Source organism: Pseudomonas sp. LBUM1652 (genome assembly GCF_059716105.1).
In genome coordinates, this window is record NZ_CP166804.1 from 3,924,942 (window position 1) to 3,945,043 (window position 20,102).

General features: G+C 57.6%; 6 protein-coding genes. 4 read left to right on the top strand and 2 right to left on the bottom strand.

What is annotated here, in order from left to right:
• Positions 1–8: 8 nt before the first annotated feature.
• A complete protein-coding gene (locus ACA069_RS17715) occupies positions 9–3,206 on the bottom strand; it encodes an Ig-like domain-containing protein (RefSeq protein ID WP_497614635.1) in 3,198 nt (1,065 codons plus the stop codon).
• A 289-nt stretch (positions 3,207–3,495) separates the two neighbouring features.
• On the opposite strand from ACA069_RS17715, the gene ACA069_RS17720 reads away from it, so the two are divergent.
• Genes ACA069_RS17720 through ACA069_RS17735 form a run of 4 tightly spaced genes read left to right on the top strand, consistent with a single transcriptional unit; the run spans position 3,496 to position 19,288 of the window.
• Positions 3,496–7,107: a Tc toxin subunit A gene (locus tag ACA069_RS17720; protein WP_497614637.1), complete on the top strand. Its 3,612-nt coding sequence runs from the start codon at positions 3,496–3,498 to the stop codon at positions 7,105–7,107.
• A 57-nt stretch (positions 7,108–7,164) separates the two neighbouring features.
• Positions 7,165–11,952: a Tc toxin subunit A-related protein gene (locus tag ACA069_RS17725; RefSeq protein ID WP_497618262.1), complete on the top strand. Its 4,788-nt coding sequence runs from the start codon at positions 7,165–7,167 to the stop codon at positions 11,950–11,952.
• Entirely contained in the window at positions 11,949–16,577 is a 4,629-nt protein-coding gene (locus ACA069_RS17730; RefSeq protein ID WP_497614638.1) for a SpvB/TcaC N-terminal domain-containing protein, read from the top strand. Before ACA069_RS17725 ends, ACA069_RS17730 begins: the two co-directional genes overlap by 4 nt.
• The gene (locus tag ACA069_RS17735) at positions 16,574–19,288 is read left to right on the top strand and encodes an RHS repeat domain-containing protein (RefSeq protein WP_497614640.1); all 2,715 of its coding nucleotides are present in this window, start codon (positions 16,574–16,576) and stop codon (positions 19,286–19,288) included. The genes ACA069_RS17730 and ACA069_RS17735 overlap by 4 nt, the downstream gene beginning before the upstream one ends.
• A 151-nt stretch (positions 19,289–19,439) precedes the next feature.
• Here the strand turns inward: ACA069_RS17735 and ACA069_RS17740 are convergent, their stop codons facing one another.
• Positions 19,440–19,820 carry a DUF6124 family protein gene (locus ACA069_RS17740; RefSeq protein ID WP_497614642.1) on the bottom strand — a complete coding sequence of 127 codons (381 nt, stop codon included), beginning with the start codon at positions 19,818–19,820 and terminating at the stop codon, positions 19,440–19,442.
• Positions 19,821–20,102 lie beyond the last annotated feature (282 nt).

Below are 20,102 nucleotides of genomic sequence, written 5' to 3' on the forward strand. Positions count from 1 at the left end.
AATCCGGGTCAGGCACTGCTTCCGTCGTAACGATTGCGAATGGTCAAACTTGCAGATTGATCATCATTGTAATTGACGTATATCCAGCCATCTGGCCCTGTATTACGTTGCGAAGGAGTCCCGGAAATAGTGACCGTCACCGGGACGCCCCCCGCAGGCTGGCCCGTGAATGTTGACGTCGCTCGCTTGCCATACCTCCAATAACTGGCCGACCCTCCCATTTCCTGAGGGCCAAACGTTTCCGTTATCTCGACCTTGTTATGCCCCAGAGACATCGGCATTTCCGGGGACGTGAACTCCCACCCCACTAAATTCAACCGCACTGCAAAGTTGCCGCTTTTACTACTGTTGACGCAATCCAGCGACCAACTCACTCCATTCTCGTTCATTCTTTGAGGGGAACTCGGACTCACGGTCACCCCAAGGTCTGCTGCTTCCTGGGTCAACTGCAGCGTTACGGGCAGGCCAAGCAAAAGACTATTGAGTTTGGGTCGCACATTTACCGTATGCGTCGCACCCAGGCAGGGATATGCCGGTTCGCCTCCGAAAACCTGTGGGAACGTATCGAGATCGACGTCCACGAATTCAGCAAAATCTCCCGTTACCACGTGCCCAGGCAATTGCCAGTCAGGCATTACCGGACTGGTCAGGTTCAAACCAAAAATTCCGCTTTGACCCTCCTCCAAAGAAATGGACCAAACCAAGGCCTGTACTTTCTCTACCACCTGCGCCGTTCCCAGCTCTGGAACAAAGGTCAGGCCATGTTCCGTAGTCCCCCATAGGTCTTGCAAGGTGACGGAAGAGCCAATCAACTTACTGCCTGCTTTGACTTCGATTTGCAGCCTTGAGGGTTTGCCTTTCACCAGAACGAGGTCACTCTTAGCCAAGTCAACGTGACGACCGTCCAGATAAAGCGTGACCTCCCGCGCCCAGTCATCGTGCAACAAGGCGTTGACCTCGTAGAGTTCGGTCATGACGACGCCGGCATTATCGTTGGTGATATCCGCCACGATTTCACTTTTGCCGGCAGTTTCAGGGGTGTAGGCATAATGCGCCCAACCGTCACGGCCGGTCTCAGTCGTCGCGAGGACATCCTGCTCACCTTTGATACGCCATTCCACCTTCACCCCTTCGGCCGCCTCCCCGCTGTCACCGGACAAAACCTGAACCCGCAACATGACACTCTGCCCGGTGCCCACCACCGGATTGCCGAGCACCGGCGTGGCATCGCCAATGCCGTAGCGGGCATCAACCACCGTGAAGGAGCGGGTTTCTGTCCAATCTGAACTGTCCCCGTCTTCTGTCTGCTGTGCCTGAATGGCGTAGTCGCCGAGGGGCCACATCTCCTTGGCGGTCCAGCGCCAGGACGTTAACCCACTGATCGTGGCAATCAGGTTCTCGGGGTCATCCTCATGACGCAAAAGTATCTGTCCCCGGGTTTCGCCTTTACCTCTGATCACGGGTGTACGCGGGACAAGTGCGGCATCCAGCGGCACCTGAATGATGGGGGTTTTCGGCAGTTCTTTTACCGTAAACAGATGCGGCTCACTCCAGTCGGACGCGGGCCCATTAGCTTTCTGTTTCACTTGGAGGCGGTTCGTCCCGGGAGTCAAAGGTGTCTGGATCGTGAACTCCAAAACGCCATCGGCGTCCGCGTTGTTCTCATGCAACGTTCCCCCGTCCTCAAGCCGCACGGTATGCAGGGCACCGGCCAGGCCGCTGACCTTGATGACCGGCCGTGTCGAGGTTTTGGCACCCGCCATCGGTAGCAGAAATTGTGGAGCTTCAGGCTTTTCCCCAACCTCCACGGTGAACGTGCACTCATCACTTGGATCGGATTCCACAGCGTTGACGGTCTGCACGACCGTGACGGTGTTATCGCCCGGGGTCCAATCTTCCGTCGGTGTGAAGCTGCGAGTGGTTCCGCTGGCGCTGAAGCTGCCAGCAACCGTAGTGCCTGCCTCGTTCAGCATTTGCAGGGTGACTGCACCGGACCAAACGTCGGTAATGTTCAGCACCTCTCTCGCGGCCGCCGGCCTGGGTGGCGGGCTGATCGTCGGCTTCGGTGGTTTTATTTTGAAGTTGATGACCGCACTGTCATCAGAGGTCTGCCCTGCTACCGTTTGCCTCGCGTGAACAACCTTAGGACCTGGTGTCCAGGGCCAGCGGTTTATCCAACTCGTGCCCGTTACCTCGGTAGCGCCAAGGTCAGTACCGACACTCCATACCTTCACCGTAGCGCCGGGCTCACAGGTGCCCGCCACCTCTACGGCAACATGGCTTTCACCCTCTTTAGGGGTCGTGATGTGCGGCGCCAAGGGTTTAACCACGACGGACACCAGATTGCTGGGATCCGAAGCCACAGCGTTCACCGTCTGTACGACTTTGACCGTGGTGGTGCCGAATGCCCAACTCGCCGTCGGTGTGAAGGTGCGGGTGGTTCCGCTGGGGCTGAAGGTGCCCGCAACCGGTGTGTTCGCACCGGTCAACATTTGCAGGGTAGGAGCATCAGGCCAAACGCCGGCAATAGTCAGCACCTGTTTCGCCCCCGCCGGGGTGGGTGGCGGATTGATCGTCGGCTGAGGGGCCTTGGTGTAGAACGTTCGTATACCGGTCAGGCCGGATTCCTCTCCGTTCAACGTCTGCTTCATCCGGAACTGATGTTTGCCCGGCGCCCATGAGTAGTTGTATGCCCATTCAGTCACGTTCACATAGACATCTGCCTCCGGTGGGTTGCCGTTGATGAATATCGCCGTTACTTTCGCCCCTGCCACGCAGGTTCCGTTGAGCTGACCGGCTCCGATGTGCGAGAAGCCTTCTGCCGGAGCGCGAATCTCCGGCAGGGGCGGGGGTGCTTGAATTATTCTAAAAACACGACTGGTAGCCCACGGACTGTATATCGTAGTGACTAAGTCCCGGTATTCAATCTTGAAGTAAAGATCCACTCCAACGGGTAATTCATCGGGCACTAAGAATTCAATAAAAGCGATACCAACTCCACCGTCGTATCTTTTCAATCGGCCACTTTGGCCGACCTTGAAGAAATCCAGATTCCACTTGGAGTGAGGCCGCGGCGATGTGATTGCATGAACATTAAATCGACGACTGACAACACTTGCGGTAGGCGCAGTAATAATGGGTGTTGGAACTAAGAATTTCCCCGACAGTTCGTCTTTATTGTCTTCAACTTCATTTTCGTCAGACATGATTTATCTCCTGGAATGCGCAGCCTCATCGCGCGATATCCTCCCGTTCTACCTCCAAAAAAGAACGGCGACACCTGTCAAACCTGACAGTCCCGACGAACGAACGCGGATTATTTGCCTTTTCGATAAAGAAATAAAAAACATAAAAAACATATTAATTTGTTCTAAATATACGCTATTCACCTGTCAGGTCTGACAGGTTACGTCGCCCCTGTTTATCGTTAGCGTGATCCTGCCGGGCATTGCATTAGTCGATGCCTTCCCTTTTTCTGGCAGGAGAATCACCGTCATGGCCGATGACAACAATTCACTGATGACCTCACTCGTCAAGACTGAAGGTTCGTTGAAAAAGGGACGGAGCGATTTTGCATCGGCCATGCAAAAAATGGCGTTCACCTCAGTCTTCGACATCATTCGCCTGCCCAAAACCGCATTTGCGCGGCAACTTGCCAAACACAGTGACGCCGACGCCGACCTCGCCTACGACAACGCCATGGGCTACGCCACGCTGATTGCGCGCCTGTACCGTGAATACCAAACTTCTTCCGGCACGTTCCAGCAACTCGCCCAACGCAGTGGCGTTCGCGCGCTCATTCCGTTGGGGCCGACTTTTCCCAATCTGTTCAAGGAAAACTGGGATAAGTTCTGCAAGGTCGGCGCCCTTGCCGCCATCGATTCGCCAGTGGCCTACCTGAGCACGCTACGGGCGTTCATTCAGGAGCTGGAAGGCACCAGCACCGACTCAAAACGCATCTTGCTGGATCACCGCCGCCCGGACCTGAAGGATCTGTTGATCACCCACGAAAGCACCTTTACCCCAAAACCGATGCTGGAAATTGTCAATGAGGTGCTGGGGAGTAACTTGCGCATTTACCTGGATGGCAATCCCACCGACCGCACCAAGTCCACCCATCAGGTATTGGCCGAGCGGCGCTATCCCTTCGAGCTGCCCTACAACTTCTATCACCATCAATGCCAATTGGGTTTGGCTGACAAGAAACCCCAACTGGGGGAGTTGAATTACCGAGCCAGCCTGGTGCTGCCGATTGGGCAGAAGGCAACCAACCAATTTGGCCAAGTGTACGAGCAGCCGGTGCTGCAAGCGCAACGGTTATTGTCCGGGTTGAGTCCACAGCAACAGGCATTGCTGATCGAACCCTCGGTATTCAGCAATTTTTATCTGACGCGTAATGAGTTGATTAATGGCTGGAGGAGCGCCGGGAGCACCTACCTGGGTTCCCACACGCCAATGCGGGAGTGTTTTTCATTGCCCCCGGGGCAGGACGACGTCGGTGCCGCAGATCCCCAGGCGAATATTCCTGTCGATGTTACGGCCGGCACCAACACGGTGCCCGTGACCTTTAAAAAGGACGGCGCAACAGTAATTCCCGAGGTGAAACTGTCACTGGGTTCTGCCACACCTGCAGACGCTAACGGAGTATGGCTGCTGAACGCTATGCACCTCCCCGGCGAGCGCACCATCACTTCATTCATCCAAGCCAAGGACCCCCTTCCAGAGCCAGAGGAGAGCGCCTACACCGCCCACTTCAATCTGATCACCACCACGGGCACCGACGTCGCGCCGATAAGTCTGGCTAGCCAACGCGTCACCCTCACCCTCGATGAGCAGTACATCCTGACGGCGCCAGAACAGGCGTTTTTCAAACAGTCCTACGGTGTCGACGTCACACACGACTCGCCACTTTGGACCTTGGCCATGCTGACCGACTTTATGGCGCACACCGGCCTGAACGCCGAACAGGTGGAAATGCTCCTGGCTCGACGCACATACGCGGTGCGCCTGTCCCCCAACTGCCCAAGCCTGAACCCGCAACATGCCGGTGTGGTGATCGGTGGCATTGTCGGCAAGGTTTTGCCCTTTCCCCACCCGAACCACTATGGCGCCTGCTACGTCAATGGCACCGGCACGGGCGCGGACCTATATGACAGTGAACAAGGCCCGACGCCCGAATCCATCATGCGCGATCAATTCGACAATGCCATGGGGCTGGAGCAAGTCGGGCTGGGCGAGTCCAGGCAGTGGCGCCTGACCAAGACCTCACTCAATCGACTGGATCGCCTGCAACGCATGGTCCGCCTGCAACGCTGGAGCCAGATCCCCTTCGCACAACTGGACACGTTGATCATCAGCGCTATGCGGGCCGAGGGCGATGCCAATCTTGCAATGGAGTTCAATGAAAACACCTTGCGCGCAATCGGCATCTACCGCCATCTGAACCAGCGTCACGGTATTGATCCCCAGGAATTCGCGGCGCTGATGCACGATCTCTCGCCCTATGCCAATAGCCAGGATGAGGTGCCGTTGTTTGACCAAGTGTTCAACACGGTAAAACTGTTCGACACCCCGTTGATCCTTGATCAAACGGAAATCGATCTTTCCACCACTCATGCGGCTACGCAGAAAACCCTGCTGCAATTGTGTGCCGGCCTCGGCCTGCAACCGACCGCAGATTCTCTGCTGCTGATTGTCAAACAGACCCAAAAACACCTGGGCGGGCTCAAACGCGATTTGCCCACCGTCTCGTCACTTTACCGTCAGGCGCGGATCGCCCGGCTCTTCGGTTACTCGGTCGCCGACCTGTTGACGCTGACGGGGTTGCTCGGTGGTCAACGCTACAAGACTGCGCTGGCCAGCGGCCGCTTGAGTCCACGGACGACACCTGCGGAGCCGGACATTCTTGATGTGCTGATGCAACTGGACTGGGCTGTTGACTGGCTCAAGGACAGCCAACAGACGGTTGCGCAATTGCAGCAGCGTTTAGGTCCGGATGTCCCCTTGGCGGCTGAAGGTCTGGATGACAACCCGCCAGCACGAGTGGCTGAACCCGCAGCCCTGCCCGACGATCTGCTCAGCCGATTGACCCGGTTGTGTGAGGACACAGACCGAAGCGTTGTGACCAAGGAGCAAGTAAATTCGCTGGGCCTGCCTCTTGTCGACGATGGCACAACCAACCCGGCACAACTCGAATGGTTCGAGTTACTGATCAGCCACAAACTGCTTGATGATGGGGGACTGTTACCAGGCCTTGAGCGTTCACTGAGCCTGGTGGACGCGCCGATCACCTGGCTTCAGGCAGGGGTTGATGACCTGCTCAAACTGCTCAAGCTGACAGAGCCGGTCAAAGAAATGTGTGCAGCGAAACTCGTCGAGCTTTTACTCGGCGCGCACGACCGGCAAACACAGTTGCTTGAAGGGCTGTTTCAGGAAACCACCAAGCTGCCGCCGGAGCGCTGCGTTGCCGTCATCCACTGGGCGCATTCCTCGGTTTACAGCATTTTGCTGGAAGCCCTTGAGCGAGAAGTCAACCCGGCACTGATCGAGCATTTCCAGCGTGTGTCGCGCCATGCCGAGATCGCCGTGCAATTGCGGTTGAGCAACAGCGCATTGCGTCTGTTCCTGATCAATCCGGCCTGGCTGAGCGCAGACCTGTACCCGGCGAGTAGCAGCGAACCCTCGCTCAGCGACCTCTATCTGTTCGAACGTTTCAGTCATTGGTTCCACGGCCAAAGCCAATCGGAAGACAGCCTGTTGAGCTATTTCAGTTGCGCCAATCCGGCCAAGGCCAAGCTGAAAAACAAAGCCCTGCGCCAGGTCGCCAGCGAAACAGCCAACGCTGCCTTGGCCCGGTTGCTGGAATGGTCGGAGGTGGAAATCGCTGCGCTGACCGGCACCCTCAGCGAAAAACGTGCCTGCTCGATGGCAGAAGTGGATTGGGTACGTCGCTGCCACGCGACCTGCCTGTCCAGCGGACTGTCCGCCACGGCGCTGCTGCAAGCCACCGGGCTGAATGATCAAAGCACGCTGGATGCCTGGAAAACCGTAGGTGACGCGGTCATGGCCGCCCGCCCTGCCTCAGCCTCATCACCTGCCAATGGTTAAGGAACGATCATGACGACTGCTTTCGATGCCCCACTGAATGAAGCAATGCGTGACGCGATGCTCGCCCTGTACTTGCACGAAGCTGTGCCTAACGATCAGTACCTGATCGAGCAGGGGCTGGTGGAGCTGATCAAGACCGCCAACGACCTTTTTCAGTTCTGGTTGCTGGATGTCCTGGTTAGCCAGAATGTACCGACCAGTCGGGTGGCCTGCGCCATTGCCAGTCTGCAACAACTGATCAACTCCATGATGCTGAACATGGAACCCGGCTACAGCAATGACAGCCTCAACCCCAGCCAGATCAAGCGCTGGCGCGACAGTCTGAACCGCTATCCGGTCTGGGCCGCTACCCAGCAACTGCATTACTTTCCAGACATCTATCTGGACCCGACCCTGCGGCTGACCAAGACCGACAGTTTCAAGCAGTTGGAGAACGACCTCAATCAAGCGCAGATTCAGCCCGACACAGTGCAGTCGGCAGTATTGGCTTACCTGGGGCGTTTCGAAGAAGTGGCCAACGTCAAGGTCTGCAATGGCTACATCGACGGCGAAGATTTCGCCAACAGCACTTACTACTTCATTGGCAAATCCCCGGCAGAAAACGCCTATTACTGGCGCTCACTGGACATGCGCCAGCGTCCGTTGCGGGAGCAGGCAGAGACGCTTGGCGACACTCCCCCCAAATACGACAAGCCTATGCCCAACGCCTGGACGGATTGGCAAAAAGCCAATGTGCCGATCTCGGAGGCGGCCCTCGAGCACACGATACGGCCGTGCTGGTTCAATAATCGCTTGTTTGTGATCTGGGCCGAGGTGGAAATCCAGAACAAGAATGCCATCGAAAACGAGAGCGCAGATGACGCAAACCTCAAGGTACATCCACGGTTCCGTTTATATGCCAGCTACAAGAAATACGATGACAGTTGGAGCACGCCACGGGTCTACATTGACAGTTATTGTAAAACGCTGGGTACCGATATAACGCCGGAAGAAGTCATGCGGGAAACGCACACTATCGTGGTGTATGACCACTCGACGTCACCGGAGTCGATGTTTATCGCCCTGTACTGCCATTACACTCAAGGCGATGGTGCATCTGGCGAGAAGGATGGATACAAGTTCCTGAGAACCCTGCGAATCGACAAAAACGCCAAGGCCAGTTCGCTGTTCCCTGTGGAAGGTTTTGTCATCGGGACGCCCCCCGGCGACACGAGGAAGGTTGTGCCCGAAGCTGACGACCGTGGGCATGTGCTGTTGATCGGCTACATATTCGCCAGTTCCAACCGCAATGCCGGCCGCCTTCAGTACTGGCTTCCCAGCGGTATGCCTGAATTCGGCGGTGTCACGCACTTCACCCCGGATAAAGATCCCCTCACCTGGAACTTCGGAGGTTGGCAGCGGCGAATCAGACAGAGCCAGAAAGACATCGACCTGATTTACGATCAAAGCAAAGCCAACATTGAGCTGACCGTAAGACTGGATGAGGATTTTAACGAGGATCGAACTATTGAGGTTTCTATCTTTGGTAGAAATGATCCAACAGAGGAACTTTTCAAGTTGGTTTTAGTTGTGAATGAATCCAGCTTCTACAGCCAGCGATATACATTACTCGAGGGATCGACCATTACGGCCACGACGGACTGGCTGGACCGACAGAATGCTACACATATGTTCACCAATAACTTGGGCATGAAAAATCTGATCATAGACGGTTCGGGAGGCGACACATTCTCGTTGCCCGCTACAAAGCCGGGGCAAGCAGCGTCGCTCAGAGGCAAGCGTCTCTATAAAGCGATGCTGGAAATGATATTGGATCCGTCAGGAATGAGCTTTATTACAGAATGTAGAACTTATTCTGGAGGATGGCATAAGTTACTCCTCAATAAAACCGTGAAGAGCACACAGTCCGGGCCATACACTTACCAGTTTTTCATCGCTCATCCTTACGATGTCATTTCCAATGCACAACCCGAAACATTTGTTCAAATGCGTAAGCTTAACGCGTCGAATTTCGTCAGTCGTCTGAGCAAAGACACCAGGCTAAGTTATACGTTCTCGATCGACCAGACGACTAACCATCCCGAGGGTTGGCCCGTAACCTGGCCCGAGGCAAAAGACCTCAAAATCCCGCTGATTTATGGCGTCTTGGTTTACGAGGGGAACGCCTTTACCGGCTGGAATATCAAGGGCGGCGCCTTGAAGGCCCTGAGCGTCGGCTGGAGCGAGGTGCTCCCGGCTTCTCCGCAAACGGCTCCCAGCATCGACAATGTGACAGATTCAGCCGTGGGGGACAGTCCGTCCCTGGGCAAGGCGCAATTCATTGACTTCACGGGATCAAGCATCGCGAAAAATGACGATGAAACGATAGCGCGGGCGCCGATCCGCATGAATACCGTTTTCGCCAGACAATTGATCAATCGTGCTGAATCCGGCATGGAGTCACTGCTGAGCTGGGACACCCAGCAGATGAAGGAACCGCCCATCCCCAACGGTCTCGGCGCGCAATCGATGGACTTCTCTGGCGCCTACTACCTGTATTTCCTCGAACTGTTCCTCTACCTGCCGTGGCTGGTGGCTTATCGTTTGAACGAAGAACAGCAGTACGAAGAAGCCAAACACTGGCTGTCGTTTGTCTTCGATCCTGCACGCCAAAGCAGCGACTCGGGACACCCCGGCTACTGGCAGACAGTGCCGCTGGAAGAGCCGGTTTGGCCCGCCCCGGCGGACCCCAGCCAGGCTATTTTGTACCCGGATGACCCGCATCAGATCGCCCTCAGTTTTCCAGTGCACTTTCGCAAAGCCTTGTATGGGCTCTATATCGATATAGAAAGCAATCAGGCTGACCAGGCCTATCGGGAACTGACCCCGGACGGGTTGGCCGAAGCCAAGTTACGCTACGTACGCATTCTGGATTTGCTCGGGCCGCGTCCGGACGTTCGGCAGGCTGACGATTGGGCACCGATCAAGCTGGATGAACTGAGTTTTGCGAAGAATGAGGAGCTGCGTGAATTTGAACGGCAACTGATCGCCGCGCAACGCCAGTATCAACAACAGCCACCGTTGCGCATCGGCAAAGCCCCGGACTCGGAGGCCGCCCCGTTGCTGTGCCTGCGGCCATACCGCGACGACCCGTCGTTGCCCGGCGTCGATAATCCTTACTTGCGCCGCCCCTTCAACCCTGAGCTGATCCAGCGCTGGGAACGGGCCGAGAGTCGGTTGCACAACCTGCGGCATCACCTCGACATGGCCGGTAATGCCTTGAACCTGCCGTTGTTCGCCACGCCACTGGATCCGCGCGCCCTGCTCGCCGCCTGGGGCCAGGGCTTGTCTGGCGCCGCGCTTAGCCGCTTGTTGAGTCCGCAAATTCCGCATTACCGCTTTACGTTCATGTTTGCCCTGGCCCAGAACGCGGTGGACAGCGTGATTCAGTTTGGCTCGACCTTGTTGTCACTGATCGAGCGCAAGGAGTCGGCGCAATACCTTGAGCTGCAACAGCAACAGGCCTGGAATATGGCGAAAGTGGCTGTGGATATACAACTGCAGGCCGGGAAGATCGATGAGGCTAACAAGAACGCGCTGCAAGCCAGTCAGGCATTGATCGCGGGAAGGGTCAGTTATTACGAAAAACTGGTGAACGATGGCGTCAGCGAACTCGAGATCGCCGCGGGGGCCACTCACTTTCTGGGCGGCGCGGCCCAAGTCGGGGCTTGCGTCGCTCAAGCCTTCGGCGAAAGCTCAAAGGCCCCACCTAATATCATCGGCTTTTCAATAGGTGGACATCGCCTTGAAGCGCCGGCTTACAGCGTGATGGCCACACTTCATGCAGAGTCAGCATGGCTAAACAGCGCTGGTCAACTCATGGATCGCATCGAGAGTTATCGCCGCCGCGCCCAGGAATGGACCCAGGCCCATGACCAGGCAAAACTCGAAGCCGAACAAATCAAGGCGCAACTCGCCGTCTGTGACGAACAACACAAAGCCACTCAACTGCAACTGCGCCAGGCGCAAACCGCGTTGGACCACGTCAGGGCGACCCATGATTTTCTGCTGAGCAGCAACCGCTTCAGCCGATCCCAGACCTATGACTGGCTCAACAGCAAGTTCGCCAGTTTCTACAGCACCGCTTACACCACCGCTCAATCCCTGTGTCAGGCAGCCGAGGCCTGCTGGCAATACGAAATGGGCGACTTCAGCCAGACCTTCATCCGTCCCGGTGCCTGGAACGCCACCTACCGCGGCCTCGGTGCCGGCGAAGAGCTGAAAATGAGCCTGCAACGGATGCATGCCGATTACCTGAAAAACAGTAAGCGCGACCTGGAAATCCGTAAAACCGTCTCGCTAAAAGAGCTGAAGGACAAGGATCCGGCCTCAACCGTCAACAAGACCTGGGACGCTATCAAGAACGACCTGGAGACTAACGGCACCTGTGAATTCGAACTGACGCAACCAATGTTCGACGATGACTTCAAAAATCAAAACCACTACCTGCGACGGATCAAGACCCTCAGCGTGACCCTCCCGGTCAGCATTGGCCCCTATAAAGATATCTGCGCGGTGCTGAGTCAGACCTACAGCAAAGTTGAAATGGCCGCCACCCCCGGCACCACCAAGGAAAACCTGCGAGTCAGCCAACAGATCGCCCTCTCCCACGGCACCGATGACAACGGCATGTTCCAGCTCAACTTCCAGGACGAACGCTACCTGCCGTTCGAATACACCGGGGGCATTTCCCGCTGGACCCTGACCTTCACCAACCTCGCGGATCGGGAGGCCCAGATCAAATCCCTCACCGACATCATCGTGCACGTGAGCTACACGGCCAGACGCGAGGGTGGTTCGCTATGAACGAACAACAGCCACAGCAACAGTCGACGATGCAAATCAACACCCCTTCCCTGCCAAAAATGGGCGGTGCCATTCAAAGCATCGGCAAGGGTTGGGGGGGCGTTGGCACCACCGGGGCGGCGTCGCTTGAATTACCTCTGCCGATTTCTCCCGGACGCGGTTTTGCCCCTGCGCTGGGTTTGGGCTACAGCAGCGACGTGGGCAACAGCCCGTTCGGCATCGGCTGGCGGATGACAGTCAATGCCATCACCCTGCGCACGACTCAGGGCGCGCCGACGTACGACGGCACCGACCAAGTGGTGGGGCCTGGCGGCGATGTGTGGATGCCCGAGCGCAACGAAAGCAACGGTGAGCTGATCTCTCGTACCGAGAAAACCTACAACAAAGAACCCCTGACAAGCGAATACAAGGTAGTGCGCCACTGGCCGCGGGTCGAGGGTGAGTTCGCCCTGATCGAACATTGGTCCACCGTGGCCGACACCGTGGGCTTCTGGCTCATCCACGGTGCCGATGGCAGTCTGCATGCCTATGGCACCACCGATAGCTCGCGCCGCAGCGACCCGAACAACCGGCAGCATGTCGGCGTGTGGATGATCGACGAAAGCCTCAACACCCGGGGTGAGCACATTGTTTACGAGTACAAGGCCGAAACAGATCCGCCTGCCGCACCACAGTGGCGTGACTACCGTGCCCAGCGCTATCTGACCCGCGTGTGCTACGGCAACGCCAAGGCCCATCCGCACCTGTACGCGTGGGCCACCGACAGCTGGAAACAGGAACAATGGCACTTTCATCTGGTGTTCGATTACGGCGAGCGCTGGACCGAACTTGAAAAGATGCCAACCTTCGCTGAACAACAACCATGGCCCGAGCGCGACGATCCATTCTGGAACTACAGCTATGGTTTCGAACTGGGCACCCGTCGCCTGTGCCGGCAGGTGTTGATGTTCCATCATTTCCCTGAGGAGCTGGGTCAAATACCCGTCCTGGTACAGCGCCTGCTGCTGGAGCACCGGACCAGTCCGTTGGGTTACAGCCAACTGACCGCAGCGCACATCCAGGCCTGTGACGGGCTGGGTCAGACCGAAAGTCGGCCGCCGATGGAGTTCAGCTATAACGCTTTCGCACCCGATCCGCAGCCTCAGGGCTGGACTCGATTCCCCGACATGCCCGGCCTCAACGACGGCCAGCGTTATCAATTGGTCGACTTGTACGGCGAAGGCATGCCCGGAATCCTGTGTCGTTACGACCAGGCCTGGTATTACCGCGAGCCGTTGCGCGGCGAAACAGGTGGCGACGAGGTGTGCTACAGCGACTGGAAACGCCTGGACCATATTCCGGTGGCCGACAGCCGCAAGCCGATTCACCAGTCGCTGACTGACCTGACCGGAGATGGCAAGCTCGACTGGGTACTCGCCATGCCCGGAATGTGCGGTTTTTTCACCCTTGATCCGGATCGAAACTGGTCGACTTTCGTACCTTTCGATGCCTTCCCCAGCGAATTTTTCCAGCCGATGTCGCGCCTGACCAATCTGGTCGGTGACGGTCTCAGCGACCTGGCGCTGATCGGCACCCGCAGCGTGCGCCTGTATGCCAACCGGCGCGAGCAAGGGTTCGCCGACGGCATCGACGTGCCCCATCTGGATAAAACCCCTGAAGGTGATGACGATGACCTGCCGCCGCTGAGGGATACGCCCACCGAACTGGTGGCGTTTGCTGATGTGCTCGGCAGCGGGCAGCAACATCTGGTGCGCATCCGTCACAACGAAGTCAAATGCTGGCCGAATCTGGGACGTGGGCGGTTCGGCAAAGGCTTTGTGCTGTGTGCCTTGCCGTTTGCGTACAGCGAGTTCAACGCCGCCCAAGTGTTGCTGGCCGACCTGGACGGCTCGGGGGCCGCCGATCTGATCTATCTGGAACCCGACGGCCTGCGGGTATTCATGAACCATGCCGGTAACGGCTACGAGCAAACCAGGCGCGAACTGCGCTGGCCCGATGGCGTACGCTACGACCGGCTCTGCCAGGTGAGTACCGCCGACCTGCAAGGGTTGGGTTGCTCGAGCCTCATCCTGACCGTGCCGCACATGGCGCCGCAACACTGGCGCTACGATTTCGTCAAAGCCAAACCCTATCTGGTCAACGGCACCTGCAACAACATGGGCGCCAGCACCGGCGTGACCTATCGAAGCTCGGCACAGGAATGGCTGGACGAAAAACAACAACAGCACACCGCCGGGGTCGAGAACCCTGTATCCAACCTGCCGTTTGCGATGCACCTGGTCAGCCGGCAAACGCAGCTCGATGAGATCACCGGTAACCGCCTGACACAGTGTTTCAGCTACCGTGGCGGTTATTACGACCGCCGTGAACGCGAGTTCAGGGGCTTTCGTCTGCTGCTGCAAAGCGATACCGAAGCCTCGGCGACTGAACGCGCGACTGTCGGGTTCACCGCCCCGATCCTGAACAAGACCTGGTTCCACACGGGTGATGCCATCGACCCCTCACGGGACGGTTATTACGCACTCGATCCGTTGGCGGTTGCCCTCAAACCCACGCTTTTGCACAACTACCATTTCAACGACAGGGCAACGCAACCTTTCACCGCGGCCGATGAAGACATCGTCCATGAAATCGCCCGCGCCCTGAGCGGCAAAGTGCTGCGCTCGGAAACCTACGCGGCAGACGATGAGCCGGCCACTGCCGTGCCCTACGCGGTTCAGGAAAATAGCTATCTGGTGCGGGTGCTGCGGCCCAAAGGCGAGCATCAGCCCTACGCCGTGGTGCAGCCCATGGATCTGGAGTCCATCCGTTACCAGTATGAGCCGAACATCCCGGACGACCCGTTGTGCCAGCATCACATCAACCTGGAATGGGACGAATATGGCGTCTGCGTCCATGGTTTCGACGTGCACTACGCACGCCGTAAAACCGTCGACGATACGCCGCCCTTCAGTGACGAGTATCAGCAGACCTGGTGGAAGGACGCCCATGACGATGCGCAGCAACACTGGTATCTGACGCAAACCCGGTCGCAGCCCATTCACATGCCGGCTCCACAGGCGTGGCGCCTGGGCCTGCCTTGGCGAAATCGCAGCAATGTTCTGGTTCTGGACAAACAGGCTCTGACTCCCGCCACGATCCACCATGAGCATTTTCTTGCAATGAGCAAGGACGACGGCGAGTGGGCCAGACAAGCGGTGCTGAGCGGTTTGAGCATGCAGCACTACATCAACCCCGAGAACGGTCAGACCCTTGCGCCCGGCGCAGCGACCTTCGAAGGCTTGCCTGCCCATGTCGAAATGGCCGAACTGGACGCGATTGCCCTGAGCGCCTACGACAAACTCAAGGACGAGCAGGGCAACATGCCCTTCAACCTCAAAGAAAAACTCGAATCGCCTGAGGTGGGCTACCACATCATGGATCTGTTTCTGCCCGAGCTGGCCCGGCAAACGGTTGCAGACCCCACAGACGCGAAAAACTATTTGTGGTCAGTGCACCGTGGCTTTCCCACTTACCACAAGCTGGACGGTTTTTTTAACATCCAGAAGTACCGGGAAACCCGCAGCCATGGCGAAACGCAGATTACCTACGACGACTACGGATGTTTGACCATCGCAGTCACCTTGCCGGACCTGTGTACCACACGCAGCCTTGACGTTGATTACCGGACTTTCCTGCCGGCAACCATCGAGGATGCCAACCGCAACATTCAGGAAGCCCGTTACAACGCCTTCGGCGAACCGCTGATCACCAGTTTCTGCGGTACGGAACTGGGAGAACCGGTGGGCTTCCATCGTCTGGAAACCTACGTCCCCCCAGCAGACCGTGACCCTGCCATCGCCATCGCCGACCCGAAAACAGCCATCGGCAACTTCGCCAGCGCCGGTTTTTCCGATCCATTCAGTTGGATGGGTCGTCTCTCACGCACCACGCCACCCTCCCCGACATGGTTTGCGTGGGCCAGGCGTGAAGGGTTTATTCTGCCCAGCGGGCACCTTTGCGACAGGGCGCGGCAGCACGTGGCCGGTCTGGAGAATCCCGACCCGGACGAGACCATCCTCAAGCAGCAGATCGACGCGGCACAGCGTGAGCCGGTGTACGCCGTCGCCTTGTTGGCCGACCGCTACCCCGGTGATGAAGCGATGCAAGTGCGGTTAAGCATCATCTGCTGGGACGGCTTCGGCCGAGTGCTGCAAACCAGACAGGAAGTCGAACCGGGCCTGTCATGGCGGGTCGATGCAAACGACGAACTGATTCTCAAGCCCGACGGCACGCCCGAGGAGTTTGAAGTGCCGAGACGCTGTCGCGTCAGCCAACCCGTGGAGTACAACAACAAGGGCCAGATCGTGCGGACTTATCGCCCCTACTTTCTCGAACCGTTGCGTTACATCACTGCTCGGTCAATGCGTCAGCACACCTATTTCGATCAACAGTTCTACGACGCGGCAGGCCGACCGACCGAAACGGTGCTGGCGAAAAAAATGTTGCAAGGCAATCCGCCGCAACTGCAACCGTTACGCCGGGAGCAGCAATACTGCATCTGGTACACCGTGACCTTTGATGAAAACGACCTGTTTGATCCGCCTCCCGAACAACGGCGAACCAACTGGTGGAAAAACACGTGAGTATCGACTCACAGACTCCTCACCTGACAGTCATCGACGGCCGTGGCTTGCCGGTCCGACAGGTCGCGTACTGGCGCCAGGCGGTCGATACCGAGGCCCGGATCACCATTCAGCAGCATGACGCCGCTGCACGTCTGGTGGCACAGCGCGATCCACGACTGATGACCGACGCTTCGGCGCCCGCCAACCTCGCCACGATCTATTCACTGTCCGGCCAGGTTCTGAGCACGCTCAGCGTCGATGCCGGGTGGCGCGCCGCCCTCTTGGGCGAAGCGAGTCAGACGGTGTTTGGCTGGGATGAGCGGGGCAGTCAGCGGCGGATTGAATACGACAAGTTGATGAGGCCGCTGACGCTATTCGAGCAGGCAGTGGACGGCGCGCCATTGTGCACGGCGCGTTATGCCTACGGCGGCAGCGATCCGGCATTCGCCGCGCACAACCAGTGCGGACAACTGATTCGGCACGATGACCCGGCAGGCACCCAGTTGTTTGCCCGGTTCGGTTTGACGGGAGGGGTTTTAGAGCAGACCCGGCATTTTTTAAGCGCACTGGACGGCCCCGACTGGCCCGCACTTGAGACCGAGCGCGACACGTTGCTTGAAACCGGCACCGGAGCCACCAGCCGTTCGATTTTCAATCCGCCGGGCGAAGCCATCGAGCAGACCGACGCCAAAGGCAACCGCCAGTTTTTCAGTCAGACCTGCGACGGCCAACTGCGCGAGGTGCGCCTGCAACTGAAGACGGATACCACGCCTAAGACCCTGGTCAGTACCATCGAGTACAACGCCCAACGCCAGACTGAGCGGGAAACCGCCGGCAACGGCGTCGTCACCACGCTGCAATATGCCGCCGAAGACGGCCGCCTGACCCGGCTGCAAGCCAAACGCAATAACGACGTCCTGCAAGACTTGCGCTATGCCTACGATCCGGTGGGCAACGTGCTCAGCATCGAAGACGCCGCCCTGCCAATTCGCTACTTCGCCAACCAGCGGATCGAACCGATCAACCGTTACGCGTATGACAGCCTGAATCAGTTGATCAGAGCGGCCGGATGGGAGGCCGGTGGCCCCAATCAAGGACCACTGTTTTCGGCGTTCGACGATCCCGTCGCTTGCGCCAACTACACCCAGACCTACCGCTATGACCGCGGCGGCAACCTGCTGCAATTGACCCACGAAGGTCCGCAAAATCACGGCCATCGCTTGATCGCTGCCGCACAGAGCAACCGCTGTTTGCCAGTGATTGATGGCGTGGAACCTGATGAAAAGGACTTTCGCAACAGCTTCGATGCCAACGGCAATTTGCTCCACCTGCAACCGCGACAATCGCTGCACTGGGACCTGCGCAACCAGTTACGTGAAGTCCGACCGGTTGAGCGTGACACGGCGGCTGACGACAGCGAGCGCTACGTTTACGGTGCTGACGGCATGCGCCTGCGCAAAGTGCGCTCGACCCAGAGCAATGCCCGCACGCTGGTCGCTGAAGTTCGTTATCTGCCGAACCTGGAAATCCGCACGCGCAATACGGGTGAAGTGTTGCAGGTCATCAGTGTTCAGGCCGGGCGCAGCAGCGTGCAGGTTTTGCACTGGGAATCCGAACCGCCCAAGGACATCGCCAACGATCAACAGCGTTACAGCCTGAGCGATCATTTGGGCTCCTGCACTCTGGAACTCGACGGCACAGGCCAGGTAATCAGCCATGAGCGCTATCACCCGTTCGGCACCACTGCGTGGTTTGCCGGTCGCGCAGACATTGAGGCGAGTTATAAAACGCTGCGATATTCGGGGAAAGAGCGCGATGTGACAGGGCTTTATTACTATGGCTTCCGGTATTACGTGGCGTGGTTGCAGCGGTGGTTGAATCCAGATCCGGCTGGCGCTAGCGGTGGCCTGAATTTCTATGGATTCTGTGGCAACAACCCGATCGACAGGGTTGATCCCGATGGGCGCATGTGGCACGGCGCTGATGAGAACTCGATGGACGGAATACTGGAGCAGTTTTTGGATAACGAGCCTGGTTTGAGGGTCGACTTCGGCCTGCCGGCGTTCAGCTATCCCACCGCTGAAGACAGCGATGATGACTCAATGGACGATCAACAGTCACCAGACTCAATTCAGAGCCAGGTGTCACCAGGCGAATCCGACCCAGGTAGTCCCGGTAGTCCCGGCAGCCCAACTCCCCCTGTAAATGATCAAAACACTCTTCTGGATATCTTGAATCAGGGCGCCCCTCAGATGCGATTCGCCTGGAATGGTAGAGGTTTACTTTTAAGGGACAACTTTGGCGGGAAAGTCTACCGCGCAGACCAGCGTGAACCTGTTGAAATATTAAAGGACGGATTTAGTCCCTCGAACGAATTCACTGGCACTGAAAAGATGATCAGCGGAGATGCCTTGATTGTCTCTGAAAACCTTGAAGGGGCGTTGTTTTATGCGGCCACAGCCAGTCGTGAATATTACTTCTATGAAATCGATGCCACTGATGTGAGAGGTGTCTCTTTGATAGAGAACCTGGTAACGAATAATTCGGCAATGTTGGCGCATCTCAATACCACCCCGGGAGGTAGCCCCTCCGACCAGACCGGAATGGCCAACAGCATGTACGAGGCGCATTTGAATCATGGAGACCTGATACATCACGCACGCCCTATTGTTTCATTGGGGCTGTTGACGGATGAAGTGGAGCGCGTCAGACGTGCAATGCTCCTCTGATAAGGCATAACGGCGGAAATTTTGTGGCGTACGCAAGTGCCGTTAGCATCACAAAAACGGTAGGAGCGGGCTTGCCCGCGAAGGCGTCGGCACGGCCAGCCTCTTTATTGGCTGACCCGGCGCTTTCGCGAGCAGGCTCGCTCCTACAGGGTTATGCGGCAGGCTCGACGTTATCCAGTGCCTTGTTCACCGCCAGTTCACCAAGCATCACCACTTGCGCGATCCCCAGCAGCGTCTTGCGATGCGTGCCTTGCAGCAGCGCGGCGAAGTCGCCGAGCATGACACTGGCCGAGCCCAGGGACTCGCTGGCGTTGGCCAGCAGGGATTCGGTGTCAGCCTTCGGATTGACCTGGAACATCTGGTTCTGGACGTAGGGCGTGGCCATGATGGCGGCCGTGGGTTTGAGGTAGAAGTCGAGGGCGCGGTCGGCGGCTTCGTGGAGTTTGCGGGTGTCTTCAGAAACGTAGGGAGACGTTGTAGTGGCGTCCGCAGGAATGGTTTTTTCGGGCGGATTGGGTGTTGGCTTTTTCATGGTGTAACTCCGGTGTGGTGATGGAGCTGGCCCATTCGGTTCCAATCGAAGGGGTGGCAGCTGTACGCAGGTTGGAACCCGGGCCACCAAAAAACCCGACAGACTCGAAGTCTCCTGCGCACAGCCGCCATAACGGAGTGCACACCATCAAGGTGCGCAAGCATACGTCATGAAAGCCGATTTTGCGCTTTCGGGGGTTCCGGGGTTCCAATCCAGATCGCTGAATTGGCAGCGACGTTCACAGCCTAGAGAGCCGACGTCCGACGGACAACCTGAAAACAT